Below are 20,514 nucleotides of genomic sequence, written 5' to 3'. Positions count from 1 at the left end.
TGCTGGCCGGTGGTGCGCCCGGTGCGCGGGCGCACCACCGGCGGGGGCTCAGCCGGCGACGCGCGCGGCCAGGTCCTTGCCGACCTCGGACGTCGACCGCGCCGCGGTGCCGCGCTCGGCGAGGTCCGCGGCGACGGCGGCCTCCACGCGGGCGGCGGCGGCGGTCCGGCCGAGGTGCTCCAGCAGCATGGCGACCGACAGCACGGTGGCGGTCGGGTCGGCCTTGCCCTGGCCGGCGATGTCCGGGGCCGAGCCGTGCACGGGCTCGAACATGGACGGGGCCGTGCGGTCGGGGTTGATGTTCCCCGATGCCGCGAGGCCGATCCCGCCGCAGACGGCCGCGGCGAGGTCGGTGACGATGTCGCCGAACAGGTTGTCGGTCACGATCACGTCGAACCGCGACGGGTCCTGCACGAGGTAGATCGTCGCGGCGTCGACGTGCGCGTAGTCCACGGTGACGTCCGGGAAGTCCGCGTTGACGGCCTCGACCGTCCGGCGCCACAGGTGCCCCGCGTGCACGAGCACGTTGTGCTTGTGCACGAGCGTCAGCTTCTTGCGGGGACGGGCGGCGGCCCGCGCGAAGGCGTCCCGGACCACCCGCTCGACGCCGAAGGCCGTGTTCACGGACACCTCGTTGGCGACCTCGTGGGGGGTGCCGATGCGGATGGCACCGCCGTTGCCGACGTACGGACCCTCCGTGCCCTCGCGCACGACGACGAAGTCGACCTCGCCCGGGTCCGCCAGCGGCCCGCGCACGCCGGGGAACAGCTTCCCGGGACGCAGGTTGACGTAGTGGTCGAGCTCGAACCGCAGGCGCAGGAGCAGCCCGCGCTCGAGCACGCCCGACGGCACCCCGGGGTCGCCGACCGCGCCGAGCAGGATCGCGTCGTGCGTGCGGATCGCCGCGAGGTCGTCGTCGGTGAGCGTCTCCCCCGTCGCGTGCCAGCGGCGCGCCCCGAGGTCGAAGTCCGTCGTCGTCAGCCGCGTGCCGTCGCCGTCGGCGCCGAGCGCCGCCTCGAGCACCAGCAGGCCCTGCTCGACGACCTCCGTGCCGATCCCGTCGCCGGCGATCACCGCCAGGTCGACGGTGCCGCCGGTCGCCGGACCGTCCGTCTGCGCGCTCATCGCGCCGCGGAGCCCTCGACGTAGTCCGAGTCGGACGGCTTGACCCAGGCGAAGAGCTTGCGCAGGTCGCGGCCGACGGGCTCGATCGGGTGGTCCTGGCCCTTGGCGCGCAGGGCCGTGAACTCCGGCGCGCCGGCGTCCTGGTCCTCGATGAACCGCTTCGCGAAGGCGCCGTTCTGGATGTCCGCGAGGACGGCCTGCATGTTCTCCTTCACCTGCGGGGTGATGACCCGCGGGCCGGAGACGTAGTCGCCGTACTCCGCCGTGTCGGAGACGGACCAGCGCTGCTTGGTGATGCCGCCCTCGAAGATGAGGTCGACGATGAGCTTGAGCTCGTGCAGCACCTCGAAGTAGGCGACCTCGGGCTGGTAGCCGGCCTCCGTCAGCGTCTCGAAGCCGTACTGGATGAGCTGCGAGACGCCGCCGCAGAGCACGGCCTGCTCGCCGAAGAGGTCGGTCTCCGTCTCCTCGGTGAACGTCGTCTTGATGCCGGCCGCGCGCAGGCCGCCGATGCCCTTGGCGTAGGACAGCGCGAGGTCCCAGGCCGAGCCGGACGCGTCCTGCTCGACGGCGACGATGACGGGCACGCCACGGCCGTCCGCGAACTCGCGGCGCACGAGGTGGCCGGGGCCCTTGGGGGCGACCATGAGCACGTCGTGCTCGGCGGCCGGCGTGATGTACCCGAAGCGGATGTTGAACCCGTGGCCGAAGACGAGCGCGGCGCCGGGCTTGAGGTTCGGCTCGATCTCCTCGCGGTAGACGATCCGCTGCACCTGGTCCGGCGCGAGGATCACGACGACGTCGGCGCCCGCGACGGCCTGGGCCACCGTGGCGACCGCGAGGCCCTCGTTCTCCGCCTTCTCGCGGGACGCCGACCCCTCGCGCAGGCCGACCGTGACGTCGACGCCGGAGTCGCGCAGGTTCAGCGCGTGCGCGTGCCCCTGGCTGCCGTAGCCGATGACGGCGACCTTCTTGCTCTGGATGATCGACAGGTCGGCGTCGTCGTCGTAGAACAGCTCTGCCACGGTGGAACTCCTCGTCGGTGCGTCGGTGGTGCGGGTCTGCGGTGCGGTGGTGAGGGTGTCAGGCGGAGCGCGTCACGCGCTCCAGCGCCCGGTCGGTGATCGAGCGCGGCCCGCGGCCGATCGCCACGATGCCGGACTGCACGATCTCCCGGACGCCGAACGGCTCGAGGGCCGCCAGCAGCGCGGTGATCTTGCTGGGGCTGCCGGTGGCCTCGATGACGACGGAGTCCGGCACCACGTCGACGACGTGGGCGCGGAACAGCTCGACGACCTCCAGGACGTGCCGTCGCTGGGAGAGGTCGGCCCGGACCTTGACGAGCAGCAGCTCGCGCTGGACCGAGGCGTCGTCCTCGAGCTCGACGATCTTGATGACGTTGATGAGCTTGTTGAGCTGCTTCGTCACCTGCTCCAGCGGGAGCTCGTCGACGTCGACGACGACGGTGATGCGTGAGATGTCGTCGTGCTCCGTCGGGCCCACGGCCAGGGAGTGGATGTTGAACGCCCGTCGGGCGAACAGGCCGGCGACGCGGGTCAGGACGCCGGGCTTGTTCTCGACGAGCACCGACAGGGTGTGGCGCGTGCTCATGTCGCGGTTCCTCTCAGTCCTCGCGGTCCCACGCCGGGCTGATGCCGCGGGCGTACTGGATGGCGTCGTTGCTCACGCCGGCGGCGACCATCGGCCACACCATGGAGTCGCGCGACACCGTGAGGTCGAGGACGACGGGGACGTCGTCGATCTCCAGGGCGCGCTTGATGGTGGCGTCCAGGTCGGCGTCCGACTCGCAGCGCAGCCCCACCGCGCCGTAGGCGTCGGCCATCTTGACGAAGTCGGGGATGCGGCGGGTGCCGTGGCCGGTGTGCAGGTCGGTGTTGGAGTAGCGCGACTCGTAGAACAGGGTCTGCCACTGCCGGACCATGCCGAGGGAGGAGTTGTTGACCACCGCCACCTTGATGGGGATGTCGTTGATCGTGCAGGTGGCCAGCTCCTGGTTGGTCATCTGGAAGCAGCCGTCGCCGTCGATCGCCCACACGACGCGGTCGGGGTCGCCGACCTTCGCGCCCATGGCCGCCGGCACGGAGAAGCCCATGGTCCCCAGGCCGCCCGAGTTGATCCACGACCCGGGCCGCTCGTAGCGGATGAACTGCGCCGCCCACATCTGGTGCTGCCCCACGCCGGAGACGAAGATCCCCTCCGGCCCCGTCAGCTCGCCGATGCGCTGGATGACCCGCTGCGGCGCCATGAGGCCGTCGGTCGGCTCGTCGAAGCCCAGCGGGAACGTCTCGCGCCAGTCGTCGATCTGCTTCCACCAGGCCTCGAGGTCGGGCAGGCCGTGCTGCGCGTGCTGGCGCTCGAGCTCCGGCACGAGGTCGCCCAGCACCTCGGCCAGGTCCCCCACGATCGGCACGTCCGCGTAGCGGTTCTTGCTGATCTCCGCCGGGTCGATGTCGGCGTGCACCACCGTGGCGTTCGGCGCGAAGCTCGACAGCTGCCCGGTGACGCGGTCGTCGAACCGCGCGCCGAGGGCGACGACGAGGTCAGCCTTCTGCAGCGCCGCCACCGCGGCGACCGTGCCGTGCATGCCGGGCATGCCGAGGTGCTGCGGGTGCGAGTCCGGCAGCGCGCCGCGGGCCATGAGGGTCGTCACGGCCGGGGCGCCCGACAGGTCGGTGAGCCGCCGCAGCAGGGCGCTGGCGCCGGCGCGCAGCACGCCGCCGCCCACGTAGAGCACCGGCCGGCGCGAGGTCGCCAGCAGCCGTGCCGCCTCGCGCACCTGCTTCGCGTGCGGGCGCGTCACCGGGTGGTAGCCCGGCAGCTCCATCTCCTGCGGCCAGGAGAACGTCGTCTGCGCCTGCATGGCGGACTTCGCGATGTCGACGAGCACCGGGCCGGGGCGGCCCGTCGAGGCGATGTGGAACGCCTCGCCGATGACGCGCGGGATGTCCTCGGGGCGCGTCACGAGGTAGTTGTGCTTGGTGATCGGCATCGTGATGCCGAGCGTGTCCGCCTCCTGGAAGGCGTCCGTGCCGATGAGGGCCGCGCCGACCTGACCGGTGATGGCCACCATCGGGACGGAGTCCATGTTGGCGTCGGCCAGGGCGGTGACGAGGTTCGTCGCCCCGGGGCCGGAGGTCGCCATCGTGACGCCCACCTTGCCCGTCGCGTACGCGTACCCCGCGGCCGCGTGCCCGCCGCCCTGCTCGTGCCGCACGAGGATGTGACGCAGGCGCGTGGAGTCCATCAGCGGGTCGTACGTCGGCAGGATCGCGCCGCCCGGGATGCCGAAGACGACCTCGACCCCGGCCTCCTCGAGGGACCGGACGATCGACTGCGCGCCGGTGCACGCGACGGGGGCGGTCGTCGTGCCGGCGCCCGGGGCGAGCGCACCGACGCTCGTCGGCGTGCCCGTCGCCGTGCCGATGGTGGAACCGGCCGGGACGGGAGCGGGCCGCGCGGCGACGCCGGCGGGCGTCGCCGTGACGGGCGCCGGGGTGTCGGTGGTCGTGGACCGCGCGGTGGCGTGACCCCGTGGCGGTGCCGGGTGGGGAGCCTGCGACATCGATCTCTCCCTGCGTGGGGCGGTGGGTGCTGCTCGGGTGGTCGTCGTGCTGGTGGTGCCGGTGGTCGTGCTGGTGGTGGTGCTGGTCGTGCTCGTCGTCGTGCTGCCCGTGACATGAAAAGACCCCTCGGCCGTCACGGGACGGCGGGCGAGGGGTGAGCGCGCGGACGGGTCCGAGAGCGAGGACTCAGCCTGCGCGCTGCGGGAGTACTACGACGATCGTCTGCACGTCCCTGACAGTACGCCTCGATCCGCGACCGTGTCACGTTCCTCCAGTTCGTCTCAGCATCTGGTTCACGTGTCCGTGTTGCGGACACCACGTCCGAGACCGATGGTGCGGCCGGACGGGCGTGAGCACCCGCCCGCCCGCACCCACGGCCGCGACCGTCAGATGAGCACGGCCCCGCGCGAGGCCGACTGCACGAGCTTCTGGTACTTCGCCAGGACGCCGCGCGTGAACCGCGGCGGCAGCGGCTCCCAGCCCGCGCGCCGCGCCTCCAGCTCGGCGGGCTCGACGAGCAGGTCGAGCGTCCCCGAGGCGACGTCGAGCCGGATGCGGTCGCCGTCACGGACGAACGCGATGGGGCCCGCGTCCACCGCCTCGGGGGCGACGTGGCCGACGCACAGCCCGGTCGTCCCGCCCGAGAACCGGCCGTCGGTGAGGAGCAGGACGTCCTTGCCCAGGCCCGCCCCCTTGATCGCCCCGGTGATGGCGAGCATCTCGCGCATGCCCGGGCCGCCCTTGGGGCCCTCGTAGCGGATGACGACGACGTCGCCGGCGCGGATGGTGCCGTCCTCCAGCGCGTCCATCGCCGCGCGCTCGCGCTCGAAGACCCGCGCCGTCCCTTCGAAGACGTCGGAGTCGAAGCCGGCCGACTTCACGACGGCGCCCTCCGGCGCCAGGGAGCCGTGCAGGATCGTGATGCCGCCCGTGCGGTGGATCGGGTCGTCGAGCGCCCGCAGGATCTTGCCGTCCGGGTCCGGCGGCGCGATGTCGGCGAGGTTCTCCGCCATCGTCCGGCCGGTCACCGTGAGGCAGTCGCCGTGCAGCAGGCCGGCGTCGAGCAGCGCCTTCATGACGACGGGGACGCCACCGATCCGGTCCACGTCGTCCATGACGTACCGCCCGAACGGCTTGAGGTCCCCGAGGTGCGGCACCTTCGCGGCGACGCGGGAGAAGTCGTCGAGCGTGAGGTCGACCTCGGCCTCGTGCGCGATCGCCAGCAGGTGCAGCACTGCGTTCGTCGAGCCGCCGAAGGCCATGACCACGGCGATCGCGTTCTCGAACGCCTCCTTCGTCATGATCTGGCGCGCCGTGATGCCGCGGCGCAGCAGCTCGACGACGGCCTCCCCGGAGCGGTGCGCGAACTGGTCGCGGCGACGGTCCGCGCTGGGCGGCGCCGCCGACCCCGGCAGCGACATGCCGAGCGCCTCGGCGACGGACGCCATGGTGTTGGCCGTGTACATGCCACCGCAGGCGCCCTCGCCCGGGCAGATCGCGCGCTCGATGCGGTCGACGTCCTCGCGGCTCATGAGCCCGCGCGCGCACGCCCCGACCGCCTCGAAGGCGTCGATGATCGTGACGTCCTTCTCCGTGCCGTCGGACAGCTTGACCCAGCCCGGCATGATCGAGCCGGCGTAGAGGAAGACGCTGGCCAGGTCCAGGCGCGCCGCCGCCATGAGCATCCCCGGCAGCGACTTGTCGCAGCCGGCCAGCAGCACGGACCCGTCGAGCCGCTCGGCCTGCATGACCGTCTCGACCGAGTCGGCGATGACGTCGCGGCTCACGAGCGAGAAGTGCATGCCCTCGTGGCCCATGGAGATGCCGTCGGAGACGGAGATCGTCCCGAACTCCAGCGGGTACCCGCCGGCCGCGTGCACGCCGTTCTTCACGGCCTTGGCGAGCCGGTCCAGCGACAGGTTGCAGGGCGTGATCTCGTTCCAGGAGCTGGCCACGCCGACCTGGGGCTTGGCGAAGTCCTCGTCGCCCAGGCCGACCGCCCGCAGCATGCCGCGCGCGGCGGTGGCCTCGAGCCCGTCGGTGACCTGGCGGGAACGCGGCTTGATGTCGACGCCCGGGGTGACCCCGGCCACGGTGTCCGTCACGGTGTCCGTCATGGCGCGACTCTACGTCCGCCCCACCGCCCGACGTCGCGCACGCCCGCGGCGGCGCGCGGCCCCGGGGCGTCAGGCGCGGCGGGTGCGGCTCAGGTCGCGCACGGCGCCGCGGTCGGCGCTCGTCGCCATGGCAGCGTAGGCCTGCAGGGCCTTCGAGACGTACCGGTCGCGCGCGACGGGCTGCCACGGGTGCTCCGAGGCCTCCATCTTCGCGCGGCGCTCGGCGAGGACCTCGTCAGGCACGTCCAGCCGGATGAGGCGGGTCTCCACGTCGATCTCGATCCTGTCGCCGTCCTCGACGAGCCCGATCACCCCACCGGCCGCCGCCTCGGGCGAGACGTGCCCCACGGAGATGCCGGACGACCCGCCGGAGAAGCGCCCGTCGGTGATGAGCGCGCAGACCTTGCCCAGGCCCCGGCCCTTGAGGAAGGACGTCGGGTACAGCATCTCCTGCATGCCCGGCCCGCCGGACGGGCCCTCGTACCGCACGACGACGACGTGGCCGGGCTCGACCTCCTTGCGCAGGATCCGGTCGACGGCCTCCTCCTGCGACTCGCAGACCAGCGCGCGGCCGACGAAGTGGAAGACGTCGGGGTCGATGCCGGCGGTCTTGAGCACGGCGCCGTCCTCGGCGAGGTTGCCGCGCAGCACGGCCAGGCCGCCCTCGACGGTGTAGGCGTGGGCGACGTCGCGGATGCAGCCGCCGACAGCGTCCGTGTCGAGGGAGTCCCAGACGTTGCTCGTCGAGAAGGCCTGCGTCGTGCGCACGCCGCCGGGCGCCGCGTGGAACAGGGCCCGGGCACGCTCCGTGGCCTTGCCGCCGCGCACGTCCCAGTCGTCGAGCCACGCGTGCAGCGTCGGGGTGTGCACGCTGGTCACGTCGTGGTCGAGGAGGCCCGCGCGGTCGAGCTCGCCGAGCAGCGCCGGGATGCCCCCCGCCCGGTGCACGTCCTCCATGTGGTAGTCCGGGTGGTTCGGCGCGACCTTCGCCAGGCACGGGACCCGGCGCGAGATGGCGTCGATGTCGGCCAGCGTGAAGTCGACCTCCGCCTCCTGCGCGGCGGCCAGCACGTGCAGCACGGTGTTCGTCGAGCCGCCCATCGCCACGTCGAGCGCCATGGCGTTGGCGAACGCGGCGCGGGTGGCGATGCCCCGGGGGGCGGCGGTGTCGTCCTCGTCGTCGTAGTAGCGCTTCGCGAGGGCGACGACCGTGCGCCCGGCCTCGAGGAACAGCTCGCGCCGCGCGCTGTGCGTGGCCAGCGTCGAGCCGTTGCCGGGCAGCGAGAGCCCGAGGGCCTCGGTGAGGCAGTTCATGGAGTTCGCGGTGAACATGCCCGAGCACGACCCGCACGTCGGGCAAGCGTTCTCCTCCACCGTCGCCAGCGCCTCGCCGGAGACGCCCTCGTCGGCGGAGAGGTTGATCGCGTTGATGAGGTTGAGCGGCGTGCGCGCCACCCCGTCGGCGACGACGGCCTTGCCGGCCTCCATCGGCCCGCCGGACACGAAGACCACCGGGATGTTCAGCCGCAGCGCCGCGTTGAGCATGCCCGGCGTGATCTTGTCGCAGTTGGAGATGCACACGAGCGCGTCCGCGGTGTGCGCGTTGACCATGTACTCGACCGAGTCGGCGATGAGGTCGCGGCTGGGCAGGGAGTAGAGCATCCCGCCGTGGCCCATGGCGATGCCGTCGTCGACCGCGATGGTGTTGAACTCCTTGGCGACGCCGCCGGCCTCGCGGATCGCGGAGGCGACGAGGTCGCCCATGTCCTTGAGGTGCACGTGCCCCGGGACGAACTGCGTGTAGGAGTTCGCGATCGCGACGATGGGCTTGCCGAAGTCCTCGCTGCCCATGCCCGTGGCGCGCCAGAGGGCGCGGGCGCCGGCCATGTTCCGGCCGTGGGTGGACGTGCGCGAACGCAGCGGACGGCTCATCGCGAGCGGCTCCTTCGGTGGGGTGGGCCCTCACGGTACGGCGCGGTCCGCGGCCCTCCCGCGCGCGTCCGTCCTGCGGTCAGCCCGTCGGCGGGGCCGTCGTTCAGGACGTCGGCCGGCCCTGCCACGTGCAGACGCACACCTCGTTGCCCTCCGCGTCGGCCAGCACCCAGAACCGCGGCGCGCGCTCGTCGGACACGAGCCGCCCGCCGGCCGCGAGCGCCGCCGCGACGCGCCGGGGCGCCTCGTCCTCGCCCACCGACACGTCCACGTGCAGCCGGTTGCGCTGCGGCCGCGGGTCATCCATGCGCTGGAACCAGACCGACGGCCCCTCGCCCGTGGGCCCGACGAGGGAGTCACCCCTACGCTCGTCGGCGTAGCCGAGGACGGCCCGCCAGAAGGGGCGCACGGCCGGCTCGTCGAGGGCGTCGACCGCGAGCTCCACCGCCTGGACCCGCTCCGGCGCGCCCTCGAGGCCCAGCCGGTCGGCCAGCGCCGAGACGGTCCGGGCGAGCGCCACGTCACGGGCCGTCAGCCCGCCGACGTCGTGGGAGACGAGCGTCACGGTCACGCTGCCCAAGCGCAGCAGCACCTCGGGGTGGTGCCCCGCGGCCTCCGCCGCCTCGGCGACCTGCTGCACCAGCTCGGCGCCGGTGGCGAAGTCGGGACCCGTGAAGACCGCCCGCAGCGTCCCGAGAACGACCCGCCAGTGCCGGGCGTCGACCGCCGCCAGCACGCGCCCGTGCGCCAGGACCTCGTCGTCAGCCATGGGCCCACCGTGCCACCTGAGGGCCGCCCGTGATGACCGGAGCGCGCGGCCGGCGCGGGCGCCGCTAGCGTCGGCGCGTGCCCACCGTGCTGTGGTTCCGCCGGGACCTGCGCCTGTCCGACCACCCCGCGCTCGTCGCGGCGGTCGAGGAGGCCCGCGCGCACGGGACGGAGGTCGTCCCGCTGTACGTCCTCGACGACCACCTGTGGGACGTCGCCGGCGCGCCGCGCCTGGCCTACCTGGCGGCCGCGCTCGCCGCGCTCGACGCGTCGCTCGACGGGCGGCTCGTCGTGCGGCGGGGCCGGCCGGAGCAGGTCGTGCCCGCCGTCGCGCAGGAGGCCGGCGCGGGCAGCGTCCACGTGACGGCCGCGACGGAGCCGTACGGCCGCCGGCGCGACGAGCGCGTGGAGCGGGCGCTGACGTCGGCGGGCGTGGCGCTCGTGCGGACGGGCTCGCCGTACGCCGTCGCGCCCGGCCGGCTCAGCACGGGCGGCGGCGAGGAGTTCAAGGTCTTCACGCCCTTCCGCCGGGCCTGGCTCGCGCACGGCTGGCACTCCCCCGCCCCCCGGCCCCGGTCCGTGCCGTGGGCGGTCCTGCCGTCCGACGGGGTGCCCGCCGCCGTCCCGACGGACGTCGAGCTGTCCACGGCCGGCGAGGCGGCGGCCCGCCGGCGCTGGCACCACTTCCTCGAGCACGACCTGCCCGGCTACGCCGAGCGCCGCAACCGGCCCGACGAGGACGTCACCTCCGTCATGTCGATCCCGCTCAAGTGGGGTGAGCTGCACCCGCGCACGCTGCTGGCCGACCTGGCGGCGGTGCGTCCGGGACCGGGCGGCCCGGGGCAGGCGGACGTGGACTCCTACCGCTCCGAGCTGGCGTGGCGCGAGTTCCACGCCGACGTCATGTGGCACCGGCCGGCGGCCCGGGAGGAGTCGCTGCGCGAGGTGCTGCCCGCCGACGCGTGGGCGGACGGGCCCGAGGCCGACCGCCTGTTCGAGGCGTGGACGGCCGGCCGCACGGGCTACCCGGTCGTCGACGCGGGCATGCGGCAGCTCCTGGCGCTGGGGTGGATGCACAACCGCGTGCGGATGATCACCGCGTCGTTCCTCGTCAAGGACCTGCACATCCGGTGGCAGCGCGGGGCGGCGCACTTCATGGCGCGGCTCGTCGACGGGGACGTGCCGCAGAACCAGCTCAACTGGCAGTGGGTGGCGGGCACGGGCCGCGACGCCGCGCCCTACTTCCGCGTCTTCAACCCGGTGCTGCAGGGCGAGAAGTTCGACCCGGACGGCGACTACGTGCGCCGGTGGGTGCCGGAGCTGCGGGACGTCCCCGGAGCTGCGGTGCACAAGCCGTGGGAGCTCGGGCTGACCGCACCTCCGGACTACCCCGAGCGCATCGTCGACCACGCCCGCGAGCGCGAGCGCGCCCTGGCAGACCTGCAGCGCGCGCGGGACTGACGCAGGGTTCCGCCGCCACGACGGGTTCGAGGGTCAGCTCACGTGGTCGGGCGCGCGGTCGGGCGCGCGGTCGGGCGCGCGGTCGGGCGCGCGGTCGGGCGCGCGGTCGGGCACGGCGACGAGGTTGACCGGCGGCCGGCCGGCGAGGAGCGCCTCGAGCTGGCGCCGGACGAGCGCGGCCGTGCGGGGCAGGGCGGCGTCGACGTTGCCGCCGAGGTGCGGGGTGATGAGCACGCCGGGCGCGGACCACAGCGGGTGGTCGGCGGGTAGCGGCTCAGGGTCGGTGACGTCCAGCGCGGCGCGCAGCCGGCCGGACGTGAGCTCCGCCAGCAGCGCCGCGGTGTCGACGACCGCGCCCCGCGCGACGTTGACCAGCAGGGCGCCGTCGGGCATCCGGGCGAGGAAGGCGGCGTCCACGAGTCCCCTCGTCCGCTCGGTGAGCGGCGTGGCCAGGACGACGACGTCCGCGCCCGGCAGGAGCGCGGGCAGCTCGTCCACGCCGTGCACGTGCCCCTCGGGCTCCTCCCGCGGCCGTGACGCGACCCGCACGACCTCGGTCTCGAACGCCTCCAGCCGCCGCGCGATCGCGGCGCCGACCGAGCCGTAGCCCACGACGAGCACCCGCCGGTCCGCCAGCGAGGACCGCAGGCGCGGCGCCCAGCGTCCCTGCGCCTGGTCGCGGAGGGCGTCGTCGAGCCCCCGCTGCGAGGCCAGCACGAGCCCGAGCGCCAGCTCGGCCGTGCCGGCGTCGTGGATCCCGCGCCCGTTGGCCAGCGCGACGCCCGGCGGCACGTGCGGCAGGGCGTGCTCGTACCCGGCGCTCGGCAGCTGCAGCAGGCGCAGGTGCGGCACCTGCGCGAGGGCGTCGAAGGCGCCGGGCCGGACGAAGTAGTGCGGGATGACGACGACCGACACCTCGTCGGCCACCGCCGGGTCGAGCGGGGACGCGACGTCCCAGCCGACGAGCCGGACGCGCCCGCCCGGCAGCGGCGGGCCGGGCAGCCCCGACCCCGCACCGAGCACCACGCCCTCGGGCACGGGGCGCCCGTCGAGGTCTGCGAGGCGGGTGAGCAGGTCGTCGTCGGGCAGGGTCACGGTGAGCACGCCGCCATCCTGCCCTGCGGCCGGCGCGCGGCCGTCTCCCGGCGGTGTCACGGCGGTGTCACGGCGGTGTCACGGCGGTGTCACCCGAGCTGCGGCGCCTGCCGTCCCGCCCGGTACTCGTCCTCGAGCAGGCCCATGACGACCGCGTCGCACCAGCGGTCCCCGTCGCGGGCCGCCTCGCGCAACCGCCCCTCGACGACGAACCCGAGGTTCGCGTAGAGCGACTGCACCCGGGGGTTGATGGCGAGCACCTCGAGGCCGACGCGGTGCAGGGCGAGCCCGTCGAAGGCCAGCCCGAGGACGAGCTCGATCGCCTCGGTGCCGTACCCACGACCGCGGTAGGCGGGCCGCATCGCGAGCCGCAGCCGCGCGGAGCCCGCGACCTCGTCGATGTCGCTCAGCACGATCTCGCCCAGGTACTCGTCGGAGCCGTGGGCGGTGATCGCCAGGTCGACGCGGTCCTCCGCGTCGGCGACCGTGGCCGCCCACCGCTCGACCTCGCGGCGCGTGAACGTCCGGGTGCTCCCGGCCAGGCGGCGGCCCTCCGGGTCGGTGACGGACTCCCAGAGGGCGTCGGCGTCACCGGCCCGGACGGGCCGCAGGACGACCATCTCGCCGATCAGCGTGGGCTTCTCCACGCCCCGCGCCCCCTCAGCCGGCGACGCGCTCGAGGACGAGCTCGCGCACCCGGCCCGCGTCGGCCTGACCGCGGGTGGCCTTCATGACGGCGCCGATGATCGCGCCGACGGGTCCGAGGTTGCCGCCGCGGATCTTGTCGGCGACGTCGGGCTGCGCCGCGAGCGCCGCGTCGATCGCCGCGAGCAGCGGCCCGTCGTCGGACACGATCTCCAGGCCGCGCGCGACGAGCACCGCCTCGGGGTCGCCCTCGCCCGCCAGCACGCCCTCGAGGACCTGCCGCGCGAGCTTGTCGTTGATGCGGCCCGCGTCGACGAGGCCCTGCAGCGCCGCGATCTGCGCCGGCGTGATGGGCAGCTCGGCGAGCTCGGTGCCGTCCTGCTTGGCGGTGCGGGCCAGCTCCCCCATCCACCACTTGCGGGCGGCCGCCGGGCTCGCGCCACCGGCGACGGTGGCCTCGATGAGCTCGACCGCGCCGGCGTTGACCACGTCGCGCATCTCGGCGTCGGCGTAGCCCCACTCGCCCTGGAGCCGGCGGCGCCGGGCGGCGGGCAGCTCCGGCAGGGCCGCGCGGATGCTCTCGACCCACGCCGGGTCGGGGACGACCGGGACGAGGTCGGGCTCGGGGAAGTACCGGTAGTCCTCGGCGTCCGACTTCACGCGCCCCGGGGACGTCTCGCCGCGGTCCTCGTGCCAGTGCCGCGTCTCCTGCACGACGGTGCCGCCCTCGTCGAGCACGGCCGCCTGCCGCGACACCTCGTAGCGGACCGCCCGCTCCACCGAGCGGAACGAGTTGACGTTCTTCGTCTCCGTCCGCGTGCCGAGGGGGGCGTCGGGCGACGTGCGCAACGAGACGTTCACGTCCGCTCGGACGTTCCCGCGTTCCATGCGGGCCTCCGAGACACCCAGGGTGCGGAACAGGTCGCGCAGGGTCTGCACGTAGGCACGCGCGACCTCGGGCGCGCGGGCACCGGCCCCGACGACGGGTCGCGTGACGATCTCGACGAGGGGGATGCCGGCGCGGTTGTAGTCGACGAGGGAGTACTCCGCGCCGTGGATGCGGCCCGTGAGGCCGCCGACGTGGGTGTTCTTGCCGGCGTCCTCCTCCATGTGCGCGCGCTCGATCTCCACACGGAAGGTCGACCCGTCCTCGAGCTCGACGTCGACCCAGCCGTCGTGGGCGATGGGCTCGTCGTACTGCGAGGTCTGGAAGTTCTTCGGGACGTCCGGGTAGAAGTAGTTCTTCCGCGCGAAGCGGCAGCTCTCGGCGATCGAGCAGTTCAGCGCGAGGCCGATGCGGATCGCGTACTCCACGGCGGTGGCGTTGACGACGGGCAGCGCGCCCGGCAGGCCGAGCGAGACGGGGGTCACCTGGGTGTTCGGCTCGCCGCCGAAGGCGACCTCCGCGCCGTCGAACATCTTCGTGCGGGTGCCGAGCTCGACGTGCACCTCGATGCCGAAGACGGTGTCGTAGCGGGCGACGGCGTCGTCGTAGCCGACGAGGGCCGGGGTGGTCGTGGTCATCGCTGCACCTCCAGCTCGGGGGCCTGCGCGAGCAGCGGGCCGCCCCAGCGGCTTTCGAGGGCCGCCTCGAGGGCGGCTCCGACGCGGTAGAGACGGTCGTCGGCCTTCGCGGGCGCGATGACCTGGAAGCCCACGGGCAGCCCGTCGTCCGACAGGCCCGCCGGCAGGGACAGCCCCGGCACCCCGGCGAGGTTCACCGGGATCGTCGCGACGTCGTTGAGGTACATCGCCAGCGGGTCGTCGAGCTTCTCCCCCAGGCGGAAGGCCGTGGTGGGCGCGGTCGGCGAGACGAGGACGTCGGCCTGCGCGAAGGCCGCGGCGAAGTCGCGCTGGATGAGCGTGCGCACCTTCTGGGCCGACCCGTAGTAGGCGTCGTAGTAGCCCGCGGACAGCGCGTACGTGCCGAGGATGATCCGGCGCTTGACCTCGTCGCCGAAGCCGCGGCCGCGGGTGGCGGCCATGACGCGCTCCGCCGTGACCGGGCCGTCCTCGGGCTCCACGCGCAGGCCGAACCGCATGCCGTCGAACTTCGCGAGGTTGCTCGACGCCTCGGCCGGGAGGATGAGGTAGTACGCCTCGAGCGCGTAGCCGAAGTGCGGGCAGGACACCTCGACGACCTCGGCGCCCGCCTCCCGCAGCAGCGTCAGGGACTCCTCGAAGCGGGCCAGCACGCCCGCCTGGTAGCCCTCGCCCTGCAGCTCGCGGACGACGCCGACGCGCACGCCCGACAGGTCGCCGTCGGCACCGCGCCGGGCCGCGCCGACCACGTCGGGCAGCGGCTCGGGGATCGAGGTCGAGTCGAGCGGGTCGTGGCCGCCGACGAGCGCGTGCAGCAGCGCCGAGTCCAGGACCGTGCGCGTGCAGGGGCCGGCCTGGTCGAGGCTGGAGGCGAGCGCGATGAGGCCGTACCGCGACACCGAGCCGTAGGTCGGCTTCACCCCGACCGTGCCCGTGACGGCGGCGGGCTGGCGGATGGAGCCGCCGGTGTCCGTCCCGATCGCCAGCGGCGCCTCGAAGGCGGCCACCGCGGCCGCGGACCCGCCGCCGGAGCCGCCGGGGATGCGATCGAGGTCCCACGGGTTGTGCGTGTCCCCGTACGCCGAGTGCTCGGTGGACGAGCCCATCGCGAACTCGTCCATGTTGGTCTTGCCGAGGATCGGCAGGCCCGCGGCCTTGATGCGGGCGACGAGGGTCGCGTCGTACGGCGGCCGCCACCCCTCGAGGATGCGCGAGCCGGCGGTGGTGGGCACCCCCTGCGTGACGACCACGTCCTTCACGGCGATCGGCACGCCGGCCAGCGCGTGCAGCTCTTCGCCGCGGGCGCGCCGCGCGTCGACGTCCGCGGCGGTGGCGAGGGCGTCCTCGCCGCTGACGTGCAGGAAGGCGTGGACGGCCGGCTCGACCGCCGCGATCCGGTCGAGGTGCGCCTGCGTGACCTCGACGCTGGAGACCTCGCCGGCGGCCAGCGCCTCCGCGAGCTGCGCGGCGCTGCGGCGCGTCAGGTCCGCGGGGGCCCCGCTCGTCACGGCGCTCACGCCTCCTCGCCCAGGATCTGCGGGACCGCGAACCGGCCCTCCTCGTCGGCCGGCGCGGCGGCCAGGACCGCGCCGCGGTCCAGCGGCGCCACCGGCACGTCCGGCCGGAAGACGTTCGTCAGGGGCAGCGGGTGGCTGGTGGCGGGCACGTCGGGCGTCGCGATCTCGCTCACGCGCGCGACGGACTGGACGATGACGTCGAGCTCACCGGCGAGCCGGTGCAGCTCGGCCTCCGTCAGCTCGATGCGGGCCAGCCCGGCCACGCGCGCGACCTCGTCGCGGGAGAGGGTGGACATGGCCGCGAGTCTAGACGTCAGGCCACGGGCTCCCGGGCGGCCGAGACCAGCGCCAGCAGCGCCTCGGCGTAGGCGTCCTCGGCCGTGTCGGCGGTGAACACCTGCTCCGGACGGGACGCCAGCTCCACGAGCACCTGGTAGCGGCCGTCGGTCGACCGCGCGAGGCTCCGGAACGTCCGGCCGAGGAGGTCGCGCAGCTGGTCCTCGCGCGGCAGCCACAGCGCGTCCTCCTGCCGGACGGAGTCCAGCGCCCACTCCGTCGTGCCGTTGAAGCCCAGCACGGTCCCGGTCTCGTACCGGTGCGCCTCGACGACCATGTCGGAGATCGTGAACACCTGGTCCTCGAGCTGCTCGGACCGCAGGGTGAACCGGTCGCCCGGCGCGGGCGACCAGCGCAGCCCGGCGGCGCGGAGCCGCTCGGCGTTCAGCAGGGAGATCATCGCGCCAGTATCGCCGTGGCCCGGGCGGGCCGCCGGGCGGGCGACGCGCCCGTGGCGCGACTCACGGGCGCTCCGCGTAGTGGTAGGCGTCGGCCGGCAGGAAGCCCCACCGGGCGTACAGCCGGCGCGCCGCGTGGTTCTCGACCTCGACCTGCAGGAACGCGCGTGCCGCCCCCTCCCGGGCCGCGTGCTGCAGCCCCGCCTCGACGAGGCGTCGCGCCGTCCCGCGTCGTCGCTCCTGCGGGTCGACGACGAGGCACGCGAGCGCGGCCCACCCGTCGGCGGGCGCCACCCGCAGCACGCCCACCGCGGCGCCGGACCGCCACGCCGTGAGGTACGCGGCGGGCGCACCGGTGAGCAGCCGGCGGCCGACGTCGGCCGCGCGACCGTCGCCGTCGGCCTTCTCCGCCAGCCACAGCCGCACCCAGGCGTCGTCGGGCTCGGGGGACGCCGTGACCGTGACGCCGTCGGCCGGCGGCAGGGCCGTGGCGGGCACGGCCGGGAGCGCCGCGACCAGGACGAGCGTGGTCGCCCGGAGGGCGTAGCCCCGCGCGCGCAGCGCCGCGGACAGCGGCCCGGTTGGCGCACCGAGCGGCCCGTCGACCCGCACGGTGGTCGGCAGGGCGGCCGCGGCGTACACCGCCTCGACCTCGTCGAGCCCCTCGAGCAGCGTCGCCACGTCGCGCTCGTCCGGGCCTGCGACGCCGTCCGCGGGCGGGGGCGGCGTCGCGCTGTTGGCGCGCCGCGTCAGGCCCTCGGACAGCCCGACCGTCCAGCCGGCGGCCGTCGTCGTCGTGCGCAGCGGCGGCCACACCGCGCGCTCGACGGCGGCGCCGGGCGCGGGCGGCGGCGACCAGGTGTGGACCCGCAGCACGAACCCGTCGTCGGCGTCCCAGTCCCGCTCGGGCGCGGGCCGGAAGCCCAGGCGGGCGTACAGCCGGTGCGCGGTGAGCATGGAGTCGAGGGTGGAGAGCACGACCCCCGCACGACGGTCGAGGACCGCGCGGACCAGGGCCGCCCGCACGAGCTCCTCCGCCACGCCCCGGCCGCGTGCCGCCGGGTCGACCGCGAGCATGCGCAGCTCCACCTCGCCCGGCCGCGCGACCTCCGCGAAGGGCGAGCCGTGCGGGGCGACCGTCAGCGAGCCGAGCACGGCCCCGTCGTCGGTGCGGGCGACGAGCAACGACGCGTCGCGCCACCGGGACCGCGCGTCGCGCAGCTCGGCCTCGTACTCGTCGTCGCCGTCGAGCAGCCCGTCCGCGAGGTACGCGCCGGCGGTCAGCGCCCCGACGGCGTCGAGCTCGTCCTCGCGGACCGGCCCCACCGACCAGGGCGCGAGCGGGATGCCCCCGAGCGGCAGCGCTGCCGCCGTGCGCGCCGTCACGCCTCGCCCTCGGTCCCGTCGGCTGCCGACCCCTGCTCCACCGGCTCCTGCTCCACCGGCTCCTGCTCCACCGGCTCCTGCTCCACCGGCTCCTGCTCCACCGGCTCCTGCTCCACCGGCTCCTGCTCCGCCGGGTCCTGCTCCGCCGGGCCGAGCGCCGCCGGCCCGCCGGCCAGGAGCACCTCGAAGGCCTCCTCGTCGAGGATGCGCAGACCGAGCTCGCGGGCCTTGGCCTCCTTCGAGCCCGCGTTCTCCCCGACGACGACGTAGTCGGTCCGCTTCGAGACGCTGCCCGCGGCCTTGCCGCCACGGGCGAGGACGGCCTCCTTGGCCGAGTCCCGGCTGAACCGCTCGAGGCTGCCGGTCACGACCACGGTCAGCCCTTCGAGCGTGCGCTCGACGCCGGCGTCCCGCTCGTCGCGCATGCGGACGCCGGCGGCCGCCCACCGCCGGACGATCTCGCGGTGCCAGTCCCCGTCGGGCCCGGTGAACCAGTCCACGATGGACTCGGCGATGACCGGGCCGATGCCCTCGACCTGCGACAGCTCCGCCACCGCGTGCTCGGGGCCGACGTCCACGACCTCCTCCAGCGCGTCCATCGACCCGAGGTGCGTGGCCAGGGCGCGGGCGGCCGTGGGCCCCACGTTGCGGATGCTGAGGCACACGAGCACCCGCCACAGCTCCTTGCCCTTGGCGGCGTCGAGCTGGTCGAGCAGCGTGAGCGCCGATTCCGACGGCGCCCAGTCGGGCAGGGTGCGCCCCTCCGCCTCGGCCGCCGCCCGGGCGGCACGGCCGTGCCGCAGCACCCGGCGGAACGGCGTGCGCCGGCGGACCGTCCCGTCCTCGTCCTGCCGCGGCAGTCCCGTCTCGGGGTCGCGCACGACGACCTCGACCTGCGCCAGCCGCTCGAGGCTCGCCCGGCGGACCCGCTCCACGGTCTCCGCGGGCGCGTCCAACGGGTACGCGACGAGGTCGAACAGGTCCGCCTCGTTGACCACCGGGGGCACCGCCGGGGTCTCGGGCTGGGTCAGCGCCGCGGCCGTCACCTCCCCCAGCGCCTCGATGTCCAGCCCGCCGCGCGACCCGATGTGCTCCACCCGTCCCCGCACCTGCGCGGGGCACGCCCGCGCGTTGGGGCAGCGCAGGTCCACGTCGCCCTCCCGCATCGGCCGCAGCGGCGTGCCGCACTCGGGGCAGTCGCGCGGCATGTGCCAGGTGATGCGGGGGACGTCGTCGTCCGGCGCGGCGGGCGCCGGGCCGACGATCTCGGGGATGACGTCGCCCGCCTTGCGCAGCACCACCACGTCGCCGACCCGGACGCCCTTCGCGGCCACGACGTCCTGGTTGTGCAGCGTCGCCTGCCGCACCGTCGACCCGGCGACCACGACGGGCTCCATGACGCCGAACGGGGTGGCACGCCCGGTCCGGCCGATGCCCACCTCGATGGCGAGCAGGCGGGTGTTCACCTCCTCCGGCGGGTACTTGTAGGCGATCGCCCAGCGGGGGGCCCGGCTCGTCGCGCCGAGGCGCCGCTGCAGCGCGATCTCGTCGACCTTGACGACGAGCCCGTCGATCTCGTGCTCGACGTCGTGGCGGTGCGCGCCGACGCTCTCGACCATGGCGAGGACCTCGTCGAGCCCCGTGAGCACGCGCGAGTGGGAGGAGACGGGGATCCCCCAGCCGGCGAGCAGGTCGTAGACCTGGCTCTGCCGCTGCACGCCGGTGCCGCCGCCGGCGCCCCACCGCAGCGCCCCGATGCCGTGCGCGTACATCCGCAGCGGTCGCGAGGCGGTCACACGCGGGTCCTTCTGCCGCAGGGATCCCGCAGCGGCGTTCCGCGGGTTGGCGAAGGGCGCCCTGCCCGCGCGCACCTGCGTCTCGTTGAGCGCCGCGAAGGCCTCGACCGGCAGGAAGACCTCCCCCCGGACCTCGATGAGCTCGGGGTGCCCGGCGGGGTCCCCCGCGAGCTCGGCCGGGATGGTCGCGATGGTGCGGACGTTGAGGGTCACGTCCTCACCCGTGCGACCGTCACCCCGGGTCGCGGCACGGACGAGGCGGGCCGGCCCGTCGTCCGTGCGCTCGTAGAGCAGCGCGATGGCGAGCCCGTCGATCTTCAGCTCGCACAGGTGGTGCAGGTCCGCCCCGGCGACGTCGAGGTCGCGCTGCACCCGGTCGGCCCACGCCCGCAGGTCCTCCGCGGAGAAGGCGTTGTCGAGCGAGAGCATCCGCTCCACGTGCTCGACGGCGGCGAAGTCCGTCGAGAACGTGCCGCCGACGCGCTGGGTCGGCGAGTCGGGCGTCCGCAGGTCGGGATGGGCCTCCTCAAGGGCGGCAAGCGCACGCAGCACCTCGTCGTACTCCGCGTCGCTGACCACCGGGGCGTCGCGGACGTAGTACGCGAACTGCCAGTCCCGCACCCGCCGCGCCAGCCCGTCCCACCGGTGGCGGACCTCCGCGGACGCCGGGGGGACGGCGGACGGCACGGCGGACGGCACGGCGGCTCCGGGGGTGGCGCTGGTCATGGCGCCATCGTGGCCCACCCCACCGACACGTGCACCGAGACGTGCACCGAGACGTGCACCGAGACGTGCACCGAGACGTGCACCGA

The 20,514-nt window shown here is 74.7% G+C and carries 16 protein-coding genes; 1 reads left to right on the top strand and 15 read right to left on the bottom strand.

Going from position 1 to position 20,514, the window contains the following annotated elements:
• Positions 1–48: 48 nt before the first annotated feature.
• The 7 genes from AC2TDM_RS06530 to AC2TDM_RS06500 all read right to left on the bottom strand — a co-directional run bounded on the left by AC2TDM_RS06530 (position 49) and on the right by AC2TDM_RS06500 (position 9,527).
• On the bottom strand, positions 49–1,125 hold the full coding sequence (locus AC2TDM_RS06530) for a 3-isopropylmalate dehydrogenase (RefSeq protein WP_090032814.1): 1,077 nt from the start codon (positions 1,123–1,125) through the stop codon (positions 49–51).
• Positions 1,122–2,150, bottom strand: a complete 1,029-nt coding sequence (ilvC, locus tag AC2TDM_RS06525) for a ketol-acid reductoisomerase (protein ID WP_090032812.1) — start codon at positions 2,148–2,150, stop codon at positions 1,122–1,124. Before ilvC ends, AC2TDM_RS06530 begins: the two co-directional genes overlap by 4 nt.
• Before the next feature lie 58 nt (positions 2,151–2,208).
• Positions 2,209–2,736 carry an acetolactate synthase small subunit gene (gene ilvN, locus AC2TDM_RS06520; protein WP_090032810.1) on the bottom strand — a complete coding sequence of 176 codons (528 nt, stop codon included), beginning with the start codon at positions 2,734–2,736 and terminating at the stop codon, positions 2,209–2,211.
• Positions 2,737–2,749: 13 nt separating this feature from the next.
• A complete protein-coding gene (locus AC2TDM_RS06515; RefSeq protein WP_090032808.1) occupies positions 2,750–4,708 on the bottom strand; it encodes an acetolactate synthase large subunit in 1,959 nt (652 codons plus the stop codon).
• Between the two features lie 387 nt (positions 4,709–5,095).
• Entirely contained in the window at positions 5,096–6,826 is a 1,731-nt protein-coding gene (ilvD, locus tag AC2TDM_RS06510; RefSeq protein WP_484636184.1) for a dihydroxy-acid dehydratase, read from the bottom strand.
• Between the two features lie 69 nt (positions 6,827–6,895).
• Positions 6,896–8,758 (bottom strand): dihydroxy-acid dehydratase, encoded by a 1,863-nt coding sequence (gene ilvD, locus AC2TDM_RS06505; protein WP_484636183.1) that lies wholly within the window; start codon positions 8,756–8,758, stop codon positions 6,896–6,898.
• Positions 8,759–8,861: 103 nt separating this feature from the next.
• Complete coding sequence (locus AC2TDM_RS06500; RefSeq protein ID WP_484636182.1) at positions 8,862–9,527, bottom strand: VOC family protein; 666 nt, start codon at positions 9,525–9,527, stop codon at positions 8,862–8,864.
• 77 nt (positions 9,528–9,604) lie between these two features.
• On the opposite strand from AC2TDM_RS06500, the gene AC2TDM_RS06495 reads away from it, so the two are divergent.
• Positions 9,605–10,987: a cryptochrome/photolyase family protein gene (locus AC2TDM_RS06495; protein ID WP_484636181.1), complete on the top strand. Its 1,383-nt coding sequence runs from the start codon at positions 9,605–9,607 to the stop codon at positions 10,985–10,987.
• 33 nt (positions 10,988–11,020) lie between these two features.
• Here the strand turns inward: AC2TDM_RS06495 and AC2TDM_RS06490 are convergent, their stop codons facing one another.
• The 8 genes from AC2TDM_RS06490 to ligA all read right to left on the bottom strand — a co-directional run bounded on the left by AC2TDM_RS06490 (position 11,021) and on the right by ligA (position 20,428).
• Positions 11,021–12,091 (bottom strand): 2-hydroxyacid dehydrogenase, encoded by a 1,071-nt coding sequence (locus AC2TDM_RS06490; RefSeq protein WP_484636180.1) that lies wholly within the window; start codon positions 12,089–12,091, stop codon positions 11,021–11,023.
• 80 nt (positions 12,092–12,171) lie between these two features.
• Positions 12,172–12,729, bottom strand: coding sequence for a GNAT family N-acetyltransferase (locus tag AC2TDM_RS06485; RefSeq protein ID WP_484636179.1), 558 nt, complete (start codon positions 12,727–12,729; stop codon positions 12,172–12,174).
• Positions 12,730–12,742: 13 nt separating this feature from the next.
• Positions 12,743–14,251 (bottom strand): Asp-tRNA(Asn)/Glu-tRNA(Gln) amidotransferase subunit GatB, encoded by a 1,509-nt coding sequence (gene gatB / locus AC2TDM_RS06480; RefSeq protein WP_484636178.1) that lies wholly within the window; start codon positions 14,249–14,251, stop codon positions 12,743–12,745.
• Entirely contained in the window at positions 14,248–15,786 is a 1,539-nt protein-coding gene (gene gatA, locus AC2TDM_RS06475; protein ID WP_239079073.1) for an Asp-tRNA(Asn)/Glu-tRNA(Gln) amidotransferase subunit GatA, read from the bottom strand. Before gatA ends, gatB begins: the two co-directional genes overlap by 4 nt.
• Positions 15,783–16,082, bottom strand: a complete 300-nt coding sequence (gene gatC, locus AC2TDM_RS06470) for an Asp-tRNA(Asn)/Glu-tRNA(Gln) amidotransferase subunit GatC (protein ID WP_484636177.1) — start codon at positions 16,080–16,082, stop codon at positions 15,783–15,785. The genes gatA and gatC overlap by 4 nt, the downstream gene beginning before the upstream one ends.
• Before the next feature lie 17 nt (positions 16,083–16,099).
• On the bottom strand, positions 16,100–16,522 hold the full coding sequence (locus AC2TDM_RS06465; protein WP_484636176.1) for a pilus assembly protein CpaE: 423 nt from the start codon (positions 16,520–16,522) through the stop codon (positions 16,100–16,102).
• Positions 16,523–16,583: 61 nt separating this feature from the next.
• Positions 16,584–17,906, bottom strand: a complete 1,323-nt coding sequence (locus tag AC2TDM_RS06460; protein WP_239079074.1) for a GNAT family N-acetyltransferase — start codon at positions 17,904–17,906, stop codon at positions 16,584–16,586.
• On the bottom strand, positions 17,903–20,428 hold the full coding sequence (gene ligA / locus AC2TDM_RS06455) for an NAD-dependent DNA ligase LigA (protein WP_484636175.1): 2,526 nt from the start codon (positions 20,426–20,428) through the stop codon (positions 17,903–17,905). The genes AC2TDM_RS06460 and ligA overlap by 4 nt, the downstream gene beginning before the upstream one ends.
• Positions 20,429–20,514 lie beyond the last annotated feature (86 nt).

Source organism: Cellulomonas sp. plas2 (genome assembly GCF_057221735.1).
This window is presented reverse-complemented; position numbering and strand designations above follow the sequence as displayed.